The organism is Litorilituus lipolyticus (assembly GCF_006439335.1).
Taxonomy (GTDB): Bacteria; Pseudomonadota; Gammaproteobacteria; order Enterobacterales; family Alteromonadaceae; genus Colwellia; species Colwellia lipolytica.
Map to the genome: position 1 here is coordinate 205556 of NZ_SAWY01000027.1, position 18439 is coordinate 223994.

Consider the following 18439-nt stretch of genomic DNA (forward strand, 5'->3'; position numbering starts at 1 on the left):
GTGCTTTTAGTATATATTTATTTAGAATTTAAGCGTAACTGTTTAATTGGTTCTAGTTAAGTGGTTACTTATTTTTTTTGCTTTACCTCAGCAAAGGAACAAGGCAATGCCAGAAGGTGTAATGAAGGCTTGGCTAGAGTCTTCCCATTTAAACGGTGGCAACATTGTTTATATTGAAGAATTGTACGAATCATACCTAGATAACTCAGCATCTGTATCTGCAGAATGGCAAGAAATCTTTGGTCAACTCCCAAAAGTCGAAGGTAGTGAAGTTGAATACCGTCACTCTGCTATCCGTGATGAATTTAAAGCATTAGCTAAACAAGCCAATAAACAAATTGTTGTTTCAAGTGGTGGTGATGCTAAGCAAGTCAAAGTTTTACAATTGATTAATGCTTTTAGATTTCGCGGACATCAAAACGCTAATTTAGATCCATTAGGTCTATGGCAACGTGATAAAGTGCGTGATCTTCAACTCTCTCATCATGATTTATCTGAAAACGATTTTGATAAAGAATTTAACATAGGGTCTTTTGCTTACGGGCAAGACACTTTGAAATTAGGTGAGCTATATAAAGCATTAAAAACTACATATTGTGGTTCAATTGGTGCTGAATATATGCATATTACCTCAACTGATGAAAAGCGTTGGTTACAAAATCGCTTAGAGTCAGTGCAGTCAAAAGCCAAACTTTCAGTTGATGAAAAAACCGAACTATTAAAAGGTTTAATTGCAGCCGATGGGTTGGAGAAATACCTTGGTGCAAAATTCCCAGGTGCTAAACGCTTCTCATTAGAGGGCGGTGATTCGCTTGTTCCCATGTTAAAAGAACTTATAACGCGCGCTGGTGCTGCAGGTACCAAAGAAGTTGTTATGGGTATGGCTCATCGTGGTCGTTTAAACGTACTTGTTAACGTTATGGGTAAAAACCCATCTAAGTTATTTGATGAGTTCGGTGGCAAACATGATGAAGCTTTAGGCTCAGGTGATGTTAAATATCACCAAGGTTACTCTTCTGATTTTGTTACTCCAGGTGGTAATGTACATTTAGCCCTTGCTTTTAACCCGTCGCATCTTGAAATCGTTAACCCAGTAGTTATCGGTAGTGTAAGAGCACGTTTAGATAGACGTGATTGTAATCAAGGTGATTTAGTATTACCTATTACTATTCACGGTGACTCAGCGATTGCTGGTCAGGGTGTAGTGCAAGAAACTTTCAATATGTCACAAGCTCGCGCTTTTAAAGTGGGCGGCACAGTACGTATTGTTGTTAATAACCAAGTTGGTTTTACAACATCAAGGTCAGACGATACCCGTTCAGGCGAATACTGTACTGAAATTGCTAAAATGGTTCAGGCACCAATCATTCATGTTAATGGTGATGATCCTGAAGCTGTAATTTTGGCGGCACAAATTGCACTTGATTATAGAAATGAATTTAAACGCGATGTTGTGATTGATCTTGTTTGTTATCGTCGTCATGGTCATAACGAAGCCGATGAGCCAAGTGCTACACAGCCATTGATGTACAAGATAGTTAAAAAGCATCCTACACCGCGTCAACTTTATGCAGATAAACTCGCTAATGAAGGCAGCTTAAACAAAGCAAAAATTGACGAACTAACTGCTTACTATCGTAAGCTTTTAGATGAAGGTCAATGTACTGTTGAGCAATGGCGTCCAATGACACAGCACTCTGTTGACTGGACTCCTTATCTAGGTCATGACTGGGATGATGCATACGATGCAAGTATGCCGATGGATAAACTAAAAGAATTAGCTAATTCGATCGCAAGTTATCCAGAAAGTCACCCTGTACATTCTCGTGTAAAGAAAATATACGATGATCGTAAGAAAATGGCATCAGGTGAAAAACTACTTGATTGGGGCTTTGCTGAAAACTTGGCTTATGCTGCTGTTGTTGATGATGGTAAGCGTGTTCGTATTACGGGACAAGATGCTGGACGAGGCACCTTTTTCCATCGTCATGCTGTACTACATAATCAAGAAGATGCTAGCACATATTTGCCATTACAAAATGTTCGTGAAGGTCAAGGGCCATTTGATGTACATGATTCTGTGCTTTCAGAAGTATCCGTACTTGCCTTTGAATATGGTTATACCACGGCAGAGCCTGCAGGTTTAACTATTTGGGAAGCTCAATTTGGTGACTTTGCAAACTGTGCTCAAGTTGTATTTGACCAATTTATCAGTTCAGGTGAGCAGAAGTGGGGCCGTTTATGTGGCTTAACAATGTTGTTACCTCATGGCTACGAAGGTCAAGGTCCAGAACATTCATCAGCTAGGTTAGAGCGTTACTTACAGCTTTGCGCTGATCACAATATGCAAGTATGTGTGCCATCAACACCAGCACAAGTATTTAACATGTTGCGTCGTCAAGTTGTTCGTCCTATGCGTCGCCCATTAATTGTAATGTCACCTAAATCATTGTTAAGACACCCTCTAGCGATATCTTCGTTAGAAGAACTAGCGTCAGGTGTATTCCAAAACGTTATTGGTGAAACGGATGAGATCGATCCTAAAGCAGTAGAGCGAGTCGTGTTCTGTAGCGGTAAAGTTTATTACGAACTACTAGAACAGCGTCGCAAAAATGAATTGAACAACATTGCTATTATTCGTATTGAGCAGTTGTATCCGTTCCCAGAGCAAGAGCTTCAAAAAGCGTTGAAAGATTATCAACACGTGAAGCAATTTGTTTGGTGTCAGGAAGAGCCGCAAAACCAAGGTGCTTGGTATTGTTCTCAGCATCACTTTAGAGCAGCTATCCCTGAAGGTACTTATTTAACATACGCTGGCAGAAATGCATCAGCAGCTCCGGCTGTTGGTTATATGTCAGTTCATGTGAAAGAACAGCAAGCGCTTGTCACTCAAGCGTTAACTTTGGACTAACATGAAAAGCATAAAGTATTGCTTGGTCACTCAAGCGTTCATGTTAGTAAAATTAGATTAACTCTTAAGTGTGCATACTCAGTAAAGTAAGCGCAAAAAAGTTTGTAAGGAATTAAAAAATGACAACCGAAATCAAAGTTCCGGTATTACCAGAATCAGTCGCCGATGCAACAGTAGCTACATGGCATGTGCAAGTTGGCGATAAAGTATCTCAAGACCAAGTTTTAGTAGATATTGAAACAGATAAAGTGGTACTTGAAGTACCAGCACCAGCTGATGGTGTCGTAACCGCTATTTCAGAAGCAGAAGGTGCTACTGTTTTAGGCGAGCAAGTTATTGCTACATTAGGTGCAGCTGATGCATCTGCTGCCGCTCCAGCGACTGAAGCGCCAGCTGCTGCAGCACCTGCTGCTGCAAAAGTGATTGATATTTTAGTGCCAGTATTACCAGAGTCTGTAGCTGATGCAACTGTTGCAACATGGCATGTCGCTGAAGGTGACACGGTATCTGCAGATCAAAACTTAGTTGATATTGAAACAGATAAAGTAGTACTTGAAGTAGTAGCTCAAGATAACGGTGTAATTGGTAAAATTTTACATGCGGAAGGTGACACAGTATTAGGTCAGCAAAAAATTGGTGAATTAGCAGCAGGTGCTACAGCAGCAACAACTGCTACCGCGGCACCAATTGAAGAAGCAGTTAGCTCTGATGATTTAGCTAGCCCGTCAGTTCGTCGTTTAATGACAGAGAAAGGCTTAACAGCTGCTGATGTTGTTGGTACTGGTAAAGGTGGACGCATTTCTAAAGAAGACGTTGAAGCGGCAGCTAACAAACCAAAAGCAGCACCAGCTCCTGCTGCAGCACCTGTACCAAGTGCAGATTTAGGTGAACGTTCACAAAAACGTGTTCCTATGACACGTTTACGTAAAACTATTGCTAATCGTTTATTAGAAGCGAAGAACTCGACTGCAATGTTAACAACGTTTAACGAAGTTAACATGAAGCCAATTATGGATCTTCGTAAGCAATATAAAGATGTTTTCGAGAAAACCCATGATACGCGTTTAGGCTTTATGTCTTTTTACGTAAAAGCGGTAACTGAAGCACTTAAGCGCTTCCCAGCAGTGAATGCATCAATTGACGGTGATGATATTGTTTATCATAACTTCTTCGATATCTCTATTGCCGTATCAACGCCACGTGGTCTAGTTACACCAGTATTACGTGATGCTGATCAACTTAGCATGGCTGGTATCGAACAAGGCATTCGTGATTTAGCAATCAAAGGTCGCGATGGTAAATTATCTCTTGATGATATGACAGGTGGTAACTTCACTATCACTAATGGTGGTGTATTTGGTTCGTTATTATCAACGCCAATTATTAACTTACCGCAAACAGCTATTTTAGGTATGCACAAAATCCAAGATCGTCCAATGGCGGTTGATGGTAAAGTTGAAATATTACCTATGATGTATCTAGCACTTTCTTATGATCACCGTTTAATTGACGGAAAAGAGTCAGTTGGATTCTTAGTGACAATTAAAGAGCTATTAGAAGATCCTACACGTTTGTTACTTGACGTTTAACCTTCATTAACAACAAACGTAGTTTTATGCTCGTTTAGACTATAGTAGTAGCGCTTTTTACTATCGTAATGCGTGTTACTGTATTATAATCGGGCGACTTTTCACGAGTGGTCGGCTATTTTTCGTAGCTGACCATTTTTAATTACAGATAAATGGATAAAACACCATGAATTTGCATGAGTATCAAGCGAAACAATTATTCGCTGAATATGGTTTACCAGTTTCTGAAGGTTTCGCTTGCGATACACCTCAAGAAGCTGCTGAAGCTGCTGACAAAATCGGCGGCGATATGTGGGTTGTTAAAACTCAAGTTCACGCTGGTGGCCGTGGTAAGGCTGGCGGTGTTAAGCTAGTTAAAACAAAAGAAGAAATCAAAGAGTTTGCTCAAAACTGGTTAGGTAAGAACTTAGTTACTTACCAAACAGACGAAAATGGTCAGCCTGTTTCTAAGATTTTAGTTGAAAGCTGTACTGATATAGCTGAAGAGTTATACCTTGGTGCTGTTGTAGACCGTGCTTCACAAAAAGTTGTATTCATGGCTTCTACTGAAGGTGGTGTTGAGATTGAAACTGTTGCTGAAGAAACGCCAGAGTTAATTCACAAAGCTGAAATCGACCCATTAGTTGGCCCTCAAGCATATCAAGCTCGTGAATTAGGTTTTAAATTAGGTTTAAACCCTACGCAAATGAAACAGTTCGTTAAGATCTTCATGGGTCTTGCTAACATGTTCAACGATCATGATTTCGCTTTATTAGAAATCAACCCATTAGTAATCACTGATGCGGGTAATTTACACTGTTTAGACGGTAAAATTGGTGTTGATGGTAACGCTTTATACCGTCAACCTAAAATCCGTGAAATGCACGATCCATCTCAAGAAGATGAGCGTGAAGCACATGCAGCGCAGTGGGAATTAAACTACGTAGCATTAGACGGTAACGTTGGTTGTATGGTTAACGGTGCAGGCCTAGCAATGGGTACTATGGATATCGTTAACTTACACGGTGGTAAGCCAGCTAACTTCTTAGATGTTGGTGGTGGCGCTACTAAAGAACGTGTTGCTGAAGCATTCAAAATCATTTTATCTGATGACAATGTAAGCGCAGTACTTGTTAACATTTTCGGTGGTATCGTACGTTGTGACATGATCGCAGAAGGTATCATTGCTGCTGTTAAAGAAGTAGGTGTTAAAGTACCTGTTGTTGTACGTTTAGAAGGTACAAACGCTGAAGCAGGTCGTGAAGTATTAGCAAGCTCTGACGTTAACGTTATTGCCGCTGAATCATTAACTGATGCAGCACAAAAAGTTGTTGCAGCTGCGGAGGGCAAATAATGTCTGTATTAATTAACAAAGATACTAAAGTTATCTGTCAAGGTTTCACTGGTGGTCAAGGTACTTTCCACTCTGAGCAAGCGATTGAGTACGGTACGCAAATGGTTGGTGGTGTATCACCAGGCAAGGGTGGTCAAACTCACTTAGGTCTTCCAGTATTCAACACAGTACGTGAAGCAGTAGAAGCAACTGGCGCAACAGCTACAGTTATCTACGTTCCAGCTCCTTTCTGTAAAGATGCTATTTTAGAAGCTATCGATGCTGGTATCGAAATTATCGTTACTATTACTGAAGGTATTCCTACGCTAGACATGGTTGACGTAAAAGTTAAGCTTGAAGAAACTGGCGTTCGCATGATTGGTCCTAACTGTCCAGGTGTTATCACGCCAGGCGAAACTAAGATTGGTATCATGCCAGGTCACATCCACAAGCCAGGTAAAGTTGGTATTGTTTCTCGCTCTGGTACATTAACGTACGAAGCGGTTAAGCAAACTACTGATGCTGGTTTTGGTCAATCAACTTGTGTTGGTATTGGTGGTGACCCAATCCCAGGTACAAACTTCATTGACGTACTAGAAATGTTCCAAAATGATGACCAAACTGAAGCAATCGTAATGATTGGTGAAATTGGTGGTACTGCAGAAGAAGAAGCTGCTGAATACATCAAAGCGAACGTTACTAAGCCTGTAGTATCTTACATTGCTGGTGTTACTGCACCTGCTGGTAAGCGTATGGGTCACGCTGGTGCAATTATCGCTGGTGGTAAAGGTACAGCTGATGAGAAATTTGCTGCATTAGAAGCAGCTGGTGTTAAAACGGTTCGTTCTTTAGCGGATATCGGTGTAGCACTTAAAGAGAAAACTGGTTGGTAATCGACTAGGTTTCTTTTGAAACTCATTTAAAAACCCGCATTTTCGAATAGAGAATGCGGGTTTTTTGTGTTGGCGATAACTTTCAGTCGGTCTATAAGTTTCTTTTCTATAGATTTAGAATCTAATAACTAGTCATTAACAATAGTTGAGATTTCTCCCTCTACATTCTTCGGTATTGCACTCAAATCGATAATAGCTTTTTCTGAAGTAGCATTAATCTAGGCTGTAACAATAACTTTGGGTCCATTCCTATAAGGGCAGGGCTTCACTTTTACTTTGATTAAACTCCCATCTACCTTTAGAGAGTATCAGTTGTTATAGCCTTCACCTGTAATCCTATCAAAATTTGCTAAAAATTAGACATTTGGTCTAAATTGATTTAATTTTTCCTCATAATGAAAGCCGATTTCAGCCATTTTTTTTTCAAGCTGTTTATCCTTTACATCCATCAGAGCAGCTAGACTATGTAAATTATTACACTCATGACGTAGTCTATCATTGGCAATACCCAGTAAAATATTTGCATCCATATGAATGCATTTAGTCATGTCCATTACACACCTCATCAATTAATTTACTTATATAAATAAGTTTAGTCAGCAAATGTTTAAGGCGTCAAACAAGTGATGAACCTAATTTTAAAGAGGGATAACAATATGCAATGTTTGATGAATTAAGGTAAGTATAAAATATAGAATTACATTAAATATGGACATATGTACCAGTTTTGACTAATTTGAAGGTATGTTCTCCTTAGTTTTAATACCTTAACGAGTAATTATTAACTCAATTCAATATTTTCTGTTCAACAGTTATTATTGAGCGGCTTTAAAGGATAATGTAATTGTAGGTGGCTAAATTAATTAAGGTCCTTGTAAATGATCAAAATTATTCTGATGCTCTCATTGTTGATGACTTCTTTTCAACTGTTTAGTCAGGAGTTTACTATTGGGCTTAATGAACGAGATATTTATCGCTATAAAAATGAACATGGAGAATGGGCTGGCAAAGACATTGAGTTAATAAAGGCTGTATTTCGTCGTACACCGTTTAAATATCGCATCATTTCAATGCCATGGGCAAGAGTGATTAAAGCGCTTGAAAGCGGGGCTATTGATATGACTGTTGCGGCAACAGTTTTACCCGAAAGAAAGAAATTTGCACTGTTTACTAAAAATGACTTTCGCTACAGTCACCATATGCTTTTTGTGAATAAGAATAAATTAGCCCTGTTTGATTCTGTAAATACATTAGCTGATCTAGCTAATGTTGATGTCGTTATTGCTGCTTTGCGCGGTGCAATATTTTATGAGTCTTATCCCAAATTGTTGCAAAACGAGGAATTTGCTAGAAGAATCGTATATATAAGTGACGATCAAAATATGTCTAATTTTATTCTAAAAGGTAGGGCTGACGGCTATATTGAGTCGGAAACTGAAGGTATGCATTATTTATCATCTCAACCTGCGTATAAGCAAAATATTGTTCCTCTTTTTCGAATTACTAATGATGAACAAGCAGGAAGTAAAGTTATGTTCTCTAAAGCAAGAGTCTCACCTAAGCAGGTAGTGATTTTTGATAACGCGTTAAAAGAGCTTCATGAAAGCGGTGAGTATGAAAAAATATCAGCGCAATTTATCAATTGATCCTCATTTTTAGCTAAGAATCATTTCAGCCATCACATTTCTTTTCACTGCTTTTTGAACAATGTTTCTTAGTCACTAGCAGTTGAGTCAATTGTATTCATGTTGATAATATCGCTTTTAAAGGACCACATAATAAATACGTGTCTATGAGTACAGGTCAAACAACAATATTATAGTGGCAAATATACTAATAAACCCTTATCTAACCATATTTTAAAATAAACCAGTTATGTGACAGTGGATGTGAATACATGTAATGTTCTGTCGTTATTATTAACCATTGATAAGTATTCAATCACACATAACATTATGTTATTGTGCACAAAAATTATCATACTGATTCTAACGATGCCTGCTTTACCTGAATTAACTCCCCATATTTATCCATGGTTATTCTTAAGTATTACTATCATAGTGGCTTTTGTTAAGCCCGTATTATGGCCTATTAGCTTTATTGTTACAGTGTTCAGTGCTTTGGTTTTTAACGCAATTAATTTTATTGGTCTTGGTATTATAACCTTATTGTTTTTATTGACTTTTTATGCCCAGAAGCCATCGTTAAGTAAATGGCACTTAAGAGTTAAAAAATCCACAAGTATTATAGTGATTATCAGCTGTGTAGCCTTAGCAGCGCATGTTGTACCAGGTTTTAATAATTTACTGGTAATAGATGGGTTAGAAAAAAACATCAATAGTGTACCATTCAGCATGTACCTTAATTTTGATAAGCCAATGATACTGTTCACGCTTTTATTACTTTCACCGACAATACTTTTACATGAAAAGCCGGTTTATCTATTGAGGATAAACACCAGCTATCGACTGCTTGCTTTTATTATGCTGAGTTTTATTGTGATTTTTAGCTTAGGTATAGCCTTATCGTTAATTTCATTCACCCCTCAAATGCCAAATTGGTGGGCATGGTTTGCAATAAACAATTTACTGCTAACTTGTGTTGTGGAGGAGGTCTTTTTCAGAGGGTTTATTCAACGCAAGTTATCTCAGTTTTTTAAACCTATTATTTGTCTGATTATTGCCAGTTGTCTTTTTGGCATGGCGCATTTTTCTGGTGGATTCAGCTATGTAATCGTTGCGACTGTTGCAGGTTTTTTATATGGCTTTGTATACCTAAATACCGGTAAACTTTGGCATGTGATTTTGATACATTTCGGCTTGAATATGACACACCTCTATTTATTCACTTACCCTTTACTTAAATCCTAATATAGCCTGAATCTAGAAATATAAATTCACACATCTTAAGTGTTGCAATTTGCTAGTACATCATTGCAGATTGCAATAACAGGTTTGATTTTTGTCGTAGTAAAGCGAAGATATGTTACTAAATTCGTTATAAATCAACAGCATGTTTTTGTTGGTATTATATATGCACTTTGAAAAACAGTTCATTGTAGTAAATGAGGAGCTAAACATGATGACTTCTAAAGCGAGTAATACTAGACGATTAATTTTAAATTCAAAGCATCTATACTTATTTCAGCAACAAGCGTTTCAACTTAGAAATAGTTTTGTTGACTATACTAAGGTTGAAAGACAAATAGAAGATAAAACAGAAATAATTGATGACATGGATGACAATGAAAGGTTTGTTCTTGGCTATAATTAATCTGAGCAGTTTAACTAGCCACAAATAGTGTACGTATTATGATAAATCAGACGATATCATTTATTATAGTGCGTATCGCTTTTCAGGCCTTTATACACCATGCGCGTAAGCCATTGCACCTCCCATTTATTTACAAAATGTTAAGATTTAATGAGTGATTTGCCTAAAATATTATTTCTTTTATATGGTCATTCTTATAACGTTATTCTATTGGAAAGCATTTATGGTGTTTTTAAAATAAGAATTATGAATGTAAGGAATGAGAAGATGCAACTATTGTTTAACATTTTTGTGGTAAGTATTTGTACTTTATTGAGCGTTTCTTCTTATGCTTATAGTGCAGCAGAGCAAGAGCCGATAAATGCGCAGCAAACTAGTCAACAGTGTTTCAGTAAAACATGGGGACGAGCAGAGTTAAACGAACTTAAAGCTAAGCAATTTACGCTAACTGATACTGAAACTCGTCAAGAGTTGGCGATACAATTACTGCATTGTTTAGCTCATCCTGAACCTACTATACGTGATGGTATTGCTTTTGAAGCCTTAAGTCATTGGTTGCGTAGTAATGAATTATCTCCTGAGATACAGATAAAGATGTTTAATTCATTGATTAAAGTTTTAAGCACGCCGATTAACGATGCTAATGATGTATATCAGTCTTTTGCTATGCTAGTTGTGTCAGAGCTTGCCCGTTCAGATAGAAAAAAAACTTATTTAAGTGTGAATGAACGAAACGAATTGGTTAATGTAGGTACAAGCTATTTAAAAAGTGTACGAGACTATCGAGGTTTTTCTAATGATGTTGGTTGGCGACATGGGGTGGCCCATTCGGCAGACTTAATGCTTCAACTAGCGTTAAACCCTAATATATCAAGTGTGCAATTAGATTTAATGTTAGGGGCTTTGTCGAGTCAAATTCAAGCGAATAACCTCCACGCGTACATACATGGAGAGCCTAAGCGCCTTGCCGTGGCGGTTATATACATTTTTTTGAATTCAGACTATAAGGGGACAGATTGGTCTGTATGGCTAAATTCAATTGCTGAACCTAAGCCATTTAATGATTGGTCTGAAGTTTATCAAAGTGAGAAAGGTTTAATTAAATTACACAATACGCAAAATTTCTTAAATGCATTATATGCGCTAGTTAAACCGAGCAAACATGAAAAGTTAGTTACTATGGTCACGCCAATAGAAAAAGCACTTAAACAAGTCCAGTAAATCTATTTTACCGGTTAACTAATAGCAGAGAAGCATAACTGATGAAATATGGTGTGAACTAGCTCAGATTGTATTGGTAGTTAACTAAGTAATAGTCAGTTAATTATTAATATGTAGAAAATGAAGTTAATTGTATTAGTGTACACATCATACAAAAATATAAACGTATATTTTAATTTTAGTTAGTCTGCTCTATAAATATACTTATTGTCGAGGTAATAGTTTGGTTAAATTAATGAGCGCTATTATGTACTTTAATTTAATAGCGATAAGTAATATCACCAATGCAGCGCAAAGTGACGAACCTTGGCTGCGATATAAAACTTATTATAATGTTGAAGGGCTACGTGGTGATATACTGACTTATCAAGAAGAAAATTGTCGAGAAGGGGCATTATTAGCCGTAAATATCTCGCATAGGTTAAGTCAATATAGGTTGCTACAAAAGAAAGGAGAGGGAGTCACCGATGCAGAGATAAAAAGTTGGGCTCTCAAAGCGGCGAAATTAGAGCAGCAGGAAGATTTATCTCAAGAAACGTATGAGTACGTCATGAGTAAGAAAGTGTCTAAAAAAGCCTACGATTTTGCCTTTCAAAATGTACCAGAATATAGTGCTAATATGCACAAAAAAATGCGGGTCATCAGCTTTGGCAATGGTGTTTAGCTAGGTACAATGAACAGCATTTGATGAAGCTAGCAGCTGAAGATTAGGTTTGAACTACTACTATACTTTATCCGTTCAGTAATAATTTATAGATTAACCTATTAGGTAGGTTTCACCAGAGTCTCCTAAGCCAACTTTTGCCCATTGCTGATCATATGTCATCAGTTTGTTGATTTTAGAAATGGGCATTTGAAAAATTAACACACCAATTTTTTCACCCTCATCGGAATAAATAGCAGATGACATAAAGGCCGCTGAAGCATCATACGAAGGGAAGTAAGGTTTGAAATCAATTAAAAAGCTGCTGTGCTTTTCTGAGCTATTGTTGGCATCATGAAATGCTTCTGCTAAACCTGTATTTTTATATGGGCCGCTGATAAGCGATGTTGCAAAGTCGAGTTCTTTGAAAACAGAGTAAATAATATAGCCAGTTTCAGGTTCAACGAGAAAAATATCATAAAAGCCAAACGCATCTAGAAACTGATTAAGGTGAGGGTGGTATTTTTTATGTAATTGACTGTATTGGGTGTCATCATTGGCTGAAATAAGCTTATTTTTGTTGCCTAAAGAGTTTGGGTTAGCACTGATATACGCGTGTTGAATAAATTTCGAGTTTTCATTGAGTTGTTCAAGCTTAGCTATCGAACTAATAGAGCTGGCAGGGTTTTGTTTTTTGTATTCTTGGTCAAACTCTTTTACATAGTATTGTTGAAGCTTTTCAGTATCAGTAATTGTTGATTGCCCACTGTAGTTAAAAAAAGCTTGTTTAAAGTCAGTTGCCATATCAATAATCATGCGATTATTGGAATAGGTAGTTATCTCTTGTTTGATAGTATCAAAGTAGTTTTCTATTTGTGTTTTTTGAATTTCTCTAATGGCTACTAATTGACTAAAAGCTCTGTTTTCGATTGCTTTTGCTGCGATGGAGGATGCTTGCCATCCAACTAAAGAGCCTGCCGTAATGATACCAATCGCTGACAATAGAACAGACGCTAAGACTATTTTGCTGGATATTTTCATGATTAACTCAGTCAACACAAGCCATAGGTCAAAGTTTAGTACTAATTCTAAACTTTTGAATGATTTTTGAACAAACGACTTGTGTTATGAATTAATTTATTGAAGTTAAGGTAAAAACTTTTGAATGTTATCTAATTGCTGATTGGCTAAGAATTCGTTAAATGAGTCTGCTAACCTCTCTGTTTCCTGTAAAACAGTTAACCAGTATTTTAATCGAGTGTCTGCGTCAAGGGCATTGAAGTCTGTTCTATCTGGAATTTTTCCATAAGGTAATTTGTTGATAAACTCCTCTGAAGGAACAAGTAGGACAACATTGTCATAACTAGAGTTTAAAACCGTTCTATTTCCATTTTTATCAAACCAACCTGCTCTTGGTTTAGGGTTAAAGTGTGGGTATAAAGTTAGTTTTTGATTTTTTTGCGCAAAAGAAAAGTCGAAGTGATAATCAATAATCCCACCATCTCGGTACATGCCATTAGCTGCACCTTTAATATTTTTTACACCTGACATCACCATAGGAATTGAGCCAGATGCCATTAGAGCGTCATTAATATTTTTCTCTTGTAGATCAATGTAATGGCTAGGTATGTTATAGGGGTCATTAATAGCCAATTGACTCGTTGGGTGTTTAAAAATATATCGCTGATATTGATATGATAAGTTTTTCCGATAGAGTTTATTTAATAACATGCTGGCAAGCAGACCTGCGCCTTGCTTGTATTTAGATTCACTAGCAGTTAAACCTGAACACTTGGCAACGATAAAATGTGCTTTAAAGATGCTATTGTTAAGTATTTCTTGCTCACCCGTTGCACCAAAAACATAGTTGATAATCTCTTGTGCATTTTCAGAGATTTCTTGCGGTGTAGGTTTCGCTGAATAAACGACTCTCGCATATTTATGTGCTAATCGCTCGATGGCCTCAATAGGAGATTTTTGTGCAAAGCATGCGGCGCGAAAAGCACCAGCCGATGAACCGATGAGGTTTAATTCTTCAGTTCTTTCATTAAAGAAATCACTAAATAAGAATTTGTCTAAGCCAAAAAGCGTAAACCATTTTGGGCCCCCTGAAGCCCCTAAGAAATTAGTGAAAAGCTCTTGGTTAAAACCCTGTTCTTGAATGGTTTTTAAGGCGTTAGCACCTGCGTAAATCTCAAGCATGTAAAATTAAATAAAAATATAGTTAGTATGGAGATTTTACCTGCTTTCTGTATTTATTGCACATTAAGAATTCTTGCATGTTTATGAATACTTTAATATTTATACTTTATCATTCAGAGTTAGTACTCAATTCTTGATTAACATTAACAAATTTTAGTTATTGATAAATAGGTTTAACTAACTACTTACTTATAAAAACATTTTCTATGAAGAATATCGTCTACACTTAAATTAACCTATTTGAAATTGATTAAATTTAGCCATGTTAATACAGTGTTTAATTTTGAGTGTTTTATAAGATTATTATGGAAATTAACCAACAACAATTATGGCTCTGTTTTGTGTTCTTAATACAATCAGCTGTTTTGCAAGCTAAAAAAATCGAAGATGTAGTTATACTTGCTGATGATAGCTATCCTCCTTACTCCTATATAGAGAACGGCCAATTAAAAGGTATTTATGTTGATTTTATACATGAGGCGTCTAAGCTCATTGCTGATAAATATAAGGTTTCCATTATCGCTGTTCCATGGAAAAGAGCACTTCAAGAAATAAAAGAGGGGCAAGCCCTTGCAATAATTCCACCTTATCAACACCTAAAAGATAGAAGCTATATTTGGCCTTATTCAAAAGCATTAATGAAAGAGAGGGTTGTTGCTTTTTGCTATAGCGATATTAATTTAATGGAATATTTAAATATGAAGCACACCAATGAAGAAAGGCCTTTGATAATTGGAATTAATGCTGGTTATATGATTCTCTCTCAAGAATTGGTGAATGCGATTAATAAGGGGATAGTGGCTATTTCAGAAAATAAGAGTACATTATCAAATGTGTTAAAATTGCATTCTAGAAGAATAGATTGTTATATAAATGACAGAGTTTCGACGCTTTGGGAGTTTTCAAGGTTATCGTTAAAAAAACAAATAAGCTTTGATAATATTCGTGAATCTATGGTGGTTATGTCTCAAACAGCACATATTGGTTACACTAATAGTGAATTTCATAATTTTACTTACAAAGATGACTTTGTAGAGCGTATGGATAACGCGCTATCACAGCTATTCACATCAAATGAATTTCAATTGATTATAAATCGCTACCTTTTAGAAACTGATGAATAACTTTATTTTCATGAGAAGAGGAGCGATTAACATTCATGCTTCTTAGTTAAGATAATTGATAGTTATTGTCAGCATTTGCATTGAATAAAGACTGATATAACCGAGTTGCATAGTCATCTGTCATACCTGCGATATAATCAGCGATTATACGGTGGGCATTTTGTTTGTTATCAACGGCAGTTTGCCAGCGTTTAGCGCTATTTATCGGCAATAAGCGTATTGGATCTGAAGATAATGCTTCAAATAGTTCCATCACAATTTGTTGTCCGCAATATTCAGAACGCTGAATATTGGTTTGTTTAATGACGTAATGATAAACAAAATCTTTAAAGATCTTTAATACAACTGCCATTGGGTTAGGTAATGTTGCATTATACCTTAATAACGGCTCAGAAAAGCTGACATCATCTCGTTCGTTCAAATCTGAGATTCTAATTGCGGTAATTAAGTAGTTAACGAGACCACCTATAGCGTCTTTTTGTTTGTGGTGTTCATCACTAAATAATTTTTCAGTTAGTTCAAGTGAGAACTTATTAACCCATGGATCATCTATCGCTAATAAATGCTGTATGACCTGTTGTTCAAAATCACTTTGGTTAACGGTTCTAGTGACAATTGCATCTTCTAAATCGTGAATTCCATAAGCAATATCATCGGCAAGCTCCATAATAGAGCAATCGAGTGATTTAAAGCGTGTCTTATGATGTTGATTTGCTTTACCTGGTGGCTTTATTTGTTGAAACAGTGCTTTATCTTGCATATTAAGTGGCGCTAATACCCATTCGATGATATCGATATCATCTTTAAAAAGTCCTTTAGGTGGGTGCCAATCACTTGCTTTTAATTGCCTGAAATTTGCAACGCTTGGTAACGCTTGTTCGTGATGTAAATTGTCTATTAACTGTGGATATTTCATCAAACCTAGTAAGGTACGACGGCTTAAATTCATGCCAAAATGTTCACTAAAGGTTTCGAGCCTAGCAACGATCCGTAATGTTTGCCCATTACCTTCAAAACCTCCATGCTCACGCATCATATAGTTTAGAGCCACTTCACCACCATGACCGAAGGGAGGGTGGCCAATATCGTGAGCTAAACAAATGGTTTCAATTAGACTGTCACTTGCAGGAAAAAGTGCTTGGCATAACTCTGGATATTTGCAGCGAAGTTGCGCGGTAATACCTGAGCCTATTTGTGCTGCTTCTAGAGAATGAGTTAAGCGAGTACGAAAAAAGTCACCTTGGCGACTGCCCATAACTTGGGTTTTGGATTGTAATCGTCTGAATGAAGCTGAGTGTAATACGCGTGCTCTGTCGCGTTGGAAAGGGTCTCTATGATCTAATTGACGTTTAGAAACTTTCTTTAATCTTCTTTCAAGCCAAACATCACTCATAGTTACTCTCATTTAATAGGTTGTTAAGTTTATTTATAACCTAACAACCTATTGATTAAAAGCACATTCATAGCTATTTAAAACGAAAATTAAGCATTAGCAATAAAAATTGCTCGTTTAGGGGCAGGGTAACCTTCAATGGTTTTAGTTTGGTCATTAGGGTCGAGAAAATCTTGTAATGATTCGGTATCAATCCAAGGTGTTTTTCGTTGCTCATCGAGTGCGGTAACATCAGTGTTTACTACACGTACGTTGTTAAAGCCACAACGCTCTAACCATGCACACATAGCTTTTTCACTGGGTAAAAACCAGACGTTTCGCATTTTTGCGTAACGCTCGCCAGGAACGAGTACTGTATTTTCATCCCCATCAACAATGAGAGTTTCTAATACTAACTCACCACCTTTGACCAGTTGAGACTTTAGTTGGTATAAAAAGTCAATTGGTGAGCGTCTGTGATAGAGAACACCCATAGAGAAAACAGTATCAAAAGCTTTTAATTCTGGCAGCTGCTCTACACCTAATGGCAAGAGGTTGACGTGGTTGTCATTAATAAAATGCTGTACGGCATTAAATTGCATTAAGAATAACTGTGTTGGATCGACACCGACAACAAATTCAGCCCCTGCACCGCGCATACGCCACAAATGATAACCACTACCACAGCCTATATCTAAAACATAACGCCCCGATAAGTCACTAATATGCTCTGCTAATCTGTCCCACTTAAAGTCTGAGCGCCATTCAGTATCTATGTGCAAACCATGCAGGTGATAAGGCCCTTTTCGCCATGGTTTAAATTTCTTCATTAGATTTTCTAAGCGTTTAAATTCACCATGTGATAAGTCGCTTGATTGACCAACGATTACGCCATTTTGTAAATCAACATCAATGGCTTCTTTATTTGCAACACTAGGTAATGCATCAAGTGTTTTTTGCCAATGTTTGAATTCACCGTGTAATTCATTTTGTTGCCAATGGTGTAGTTGAGCAGGTAGGGTGTTTAGCCAAGGACTTAAGCGGTTGTCGGCTATTTGCTGATAGAATGAGTTAAAAAGACTAGACATATATGTATTTCAATAATTGGTGAAAAATGAACGTTATTTAATCGCGACAAATGAGATAAAGTTATAGCATTGAAACCAAGGAGATATATGGTTAAAGCCTGCATTTTTTAATCGGTTTATGTGTTGTTCGGTTGTATCTGTTAACATGACTTTTTCTAAAGCTGAGCGCTTTTGGGCAACTTCTAATTCGCTGTAACCATTATCTCGCTTGAACTTATGATGCAAGTCAATCAGTAATTCATCTGTTTTGCTGTCCCCGTGAGAGACTTTTTCAGATAGAACTAATAATCCACCAGGGTTGAGGCCATTAGCTATTTTAGTTAACAAAGCTTCTCGTTGAGATCTTTCGATAAATTGCAGGGTAAAGTTTAAAACGACCATGCTGGCATTAGTAATCTCGATATCTTGAATATTTCCTTCAATAATCTCAACAGGAGTGTTGCCTTTAAATGCTTCTATATGAAGTTTACATCGTTTAACCATGTCTGTTGAATTATCAACACCGATAATTTGGCAGTTATTTGCTGATATGCCTTTACGCATGGCAAGGGTTGCAGCCCCTAAAGAGCAACCTAAGTCATATATGTTACTATTTTCTTTAACAAACTGTTGGCTAAGTCGGCCTATTGTGTCGATAATAGTATTATATCCAGGAACGGAGCGACTGATCATATCAGGGAATACTTCGACCACCTGAGCATCAAAAGCAAAGTCTTTCACTTGCTTATGTGGGTTCGAATAAATGAGATCAGTTTCAGAGTTTTGCATTTATCAGTTTTCTTTACACAGTTATCAATTTTATAGCTGGCTA

16 protein-coding genes are annotated in these 18439 nt (G+C 37.0%); 10 read left to right on the top strand and 6 right to left on the bottom strand.

Annotation, left to right across the window (positions count from 1 at the left end; genetic code table 11):
- Nucleotides 1–106 precede the first annotated feature (106 nt).
- The 4 genes from sucA to sucD all read left to right on the top strand — a co-directional run bounded on the left by sucA (nucleotide 107) and on the right by sucD (nucleotide 6705).
- A complete protein-coding gene (gene sucA / locus EPA86_RS12940) occupies nucleotides 107–2911 on the top strand; it encodes a 2-oxoglutarate dehydrogenase E1 component (RefSeq protein WP_140604246.1) in 2805 nt (934 codons plus the stop codon).
- Between the two features lie 119 nt (nucleotides 2912–3030).
- Nucleotides 3031–4500 (top strand): 2-oxoglutarate dehydrogenase complex dihydrolipoyllysine-residue succinyltransferase, encoded by a 1470-nt coding sequence (odhB, locus tag EPA86_RS12945; RefSeq protein ID WP_140604248.1) that lies wholly within the window; start codon nucleotides 3031–3033, stop codon nucleotides 4498–4500.
- Nucleotides 4501–4666: 166 nt separating this feature from the next.
- Nucleotides 4667–5833, top strand: coding sequence for an ADP-forming succinate--CoA ligase subunit beta (gene sucC / locus EPA86_RS12950; protein WP_140604250.1), 1167 nt, complete (start codon nucleotides 4667–4669; stop codon nucleotides 5831–5833).
- Nucleotides 5833–6705 (top strand): succinate--CoA ligase subunit alpha, encoded by an 873-nt coding sequence (gene sucD / locus EPA86_RS12955; protein WP_140604252.1) that lies wholly within the window; start codon nucleotides 5833–5835, stop codon nucleotides 6703–6705. Before sucC ends, sucD begins: the two co-directional genes overlap by 1 nt.
- A 356-nt stretch (nucleotides 6706–7061) precedes the next feature.
- Here sucD and EPA86_RS12960 read toward each other — a convergent pair whose 3' ends face one another.
- Nucleotides 7062–7253, bottom strand: coding sequence for a DUF4250 domain-containing protein (locus EPA86_RS12960; protein WP_211664936.1), 192 nt, complete (start codon nucleotides 7251–7253; stop codon nucleotides 7062–7064).
- A gap of 330 nt (nucleotides 7254–7583) precedes the next feature.
- Between EPA86_RS12960 and EPA86_RS12965 the strand changes: the two genes are divergently transcribed.
- From EPA86_RS12965 to EPA86_RS12985, 5 genes are all read left to right on the top strand, one after another.
- Nucleotides 7584–8351 (top strand): substrate-binding periplasmic protein, encoded by a 768-nt coding sequence (locus tag EPA86_RS12965; RefSeq protein WP_140604256.1) that lies wholly within the window; start codon nucleotides 7584–7586, stop codon nucleotides 8349–8351.
- A gap of 348 nt (nucleotides 8352–8699) precedes the next feature.
- Entirely contained in the window at nucleotides 8700–9575 is an 876-nt protein-coding gene (locus EPA86_RS12970; RefSeq protein ID WP_170309655.1) for a CPBP family intramembrane glutamic endopeptidase, read from the top strand.
- A 208-nt stretch (nucleotides 9576–9783) separates the two neighbouring features.
- The gene (locus EPA86_RS12975) at nucleotides 9784–9978 is read left to right on the top strand and encodes a hypothetical protein (protein WP_140604260.1); all 195 of its coding nucleotides are present in this window, start codon (nucleotides 9784–9786) and stop codon (nucleotides 9976–9978) included.
- A gap of 267 nt (nucleotides 9979–10245) precedes the next feature.
- Nucleotides 10246–11199: a DUF2785 domain-containing protein gene (locus tag EPA86_RS12980; protein WP_170309656.1), complete on the top strand. Its 954-nt coding sequence runs from the start codon at nucleotides 10246–10248 to the stop codon at nucleotides 11197–11199.
- A gap of 235 nt (nucleotides 11200–11434) precedes the next feature.
- Nucleotides 11435–11863, top strand: coding sequence for a hypothetical protein (locus EPA86_RS12985; protein WP_140604264.1), 429 nt, complete (start codon nucleotides 11435–11437; stop codon nucleotides 11861–11863).
- Nucleotides 11864–11956: 93 nt separating this feature from the next.
- Here EPA86_RS12985 and EPA86_RS12990 read toward each other — a convergent pair whose 3' ends face one another.
- Nucleotides 11957–12883: a cache domain-containing protein gene (locus tag EPA86_RS12990; RefSeq protein ID WP_211664937.1), complete on the bottom strand. Its 927-nt coding sequence runs from the start codon at nucleotides 12881–12883 to the stop codon at nucleotides 11957–11959.
- Between the two features lie 105 nt (nucleotides 12884–12988).
- Entirely contained in the window at nucleotides 12989–14044 is a 1056-nt protein-coding gene (locus EPA86_RS12995) for a patatin-like phospholipase family protein (RefSeq protein WP_140604266.1), read from the bottom strand.
- 305 nt (nucleotides 14045–14349) lie between these two features.
- On the opposite strand from EPA86_RS12995, the gene EPA86_RS13000 reads away from it, so the two are divergent.
- Nucleotides 14350–15168, top strand: coding sequence for a substrate-binding periplasmic protein (locus tag EPA86_RS13000; protein WP_140604268.1), 819 nt, complete (start codon nucleotides 14350–14352; stop codon nucleotides 15166–15168).
- A 46-nt stretch (nucleotides 15169–15214) separates the two neighbouring features.
- On the opposite strand, the gene EPA86_RS13005 is transcribed toward EPA86_RS13000, so the two are convergent.
- From EPA86_RS13005 to cmoA, 3 genes are all read right to left on the bottom strand, one after another.
- Nucleotides 15215–16561, bottom strand: coding sequence for an anti-phage deoxyguanosine triphosphatase (locus EPA86_RS13005; protein ID WP_140604270.1), 1347 nt, complete (start codon nucleotides 16559–16561; stop codon nucleotides 15215–15217).
- An 89-nt stretch (nucleotides 16562–16650) separates the two neighbouring features.
- Nucleotides 16651–17628, bottom strand: a complete 978-nt coding sequence (cmoB, locus tag EPA86_RS13010; RefSeq protein WP_140604272.1) for a tRNA 5-methoxyuridine(34)/uridine 5-oxyacetic acid(34) synthase CmoB — start codon at nucleotides 17626–17628, stop codon at nucleotides 16651–16653.
- A gap of 33 nt (nucleotides 17629–17661) precedes the next feature.
- Nucleotides 17662–18396: a carboxy-S-adenosyl-L-methionine synthase CmoA gene (gene cmoA / locus EPA86_RS13015; RefSeq protein WP_140604274.1), complete on the bottom strand. Its 735-nt coding sequence runs from the start codon at nucleotides 18394–18396 to the stop codon at nucleotides 17662–17664.
- Nucleotides 18397–18439: the final 43 nt, after the last annotated feature.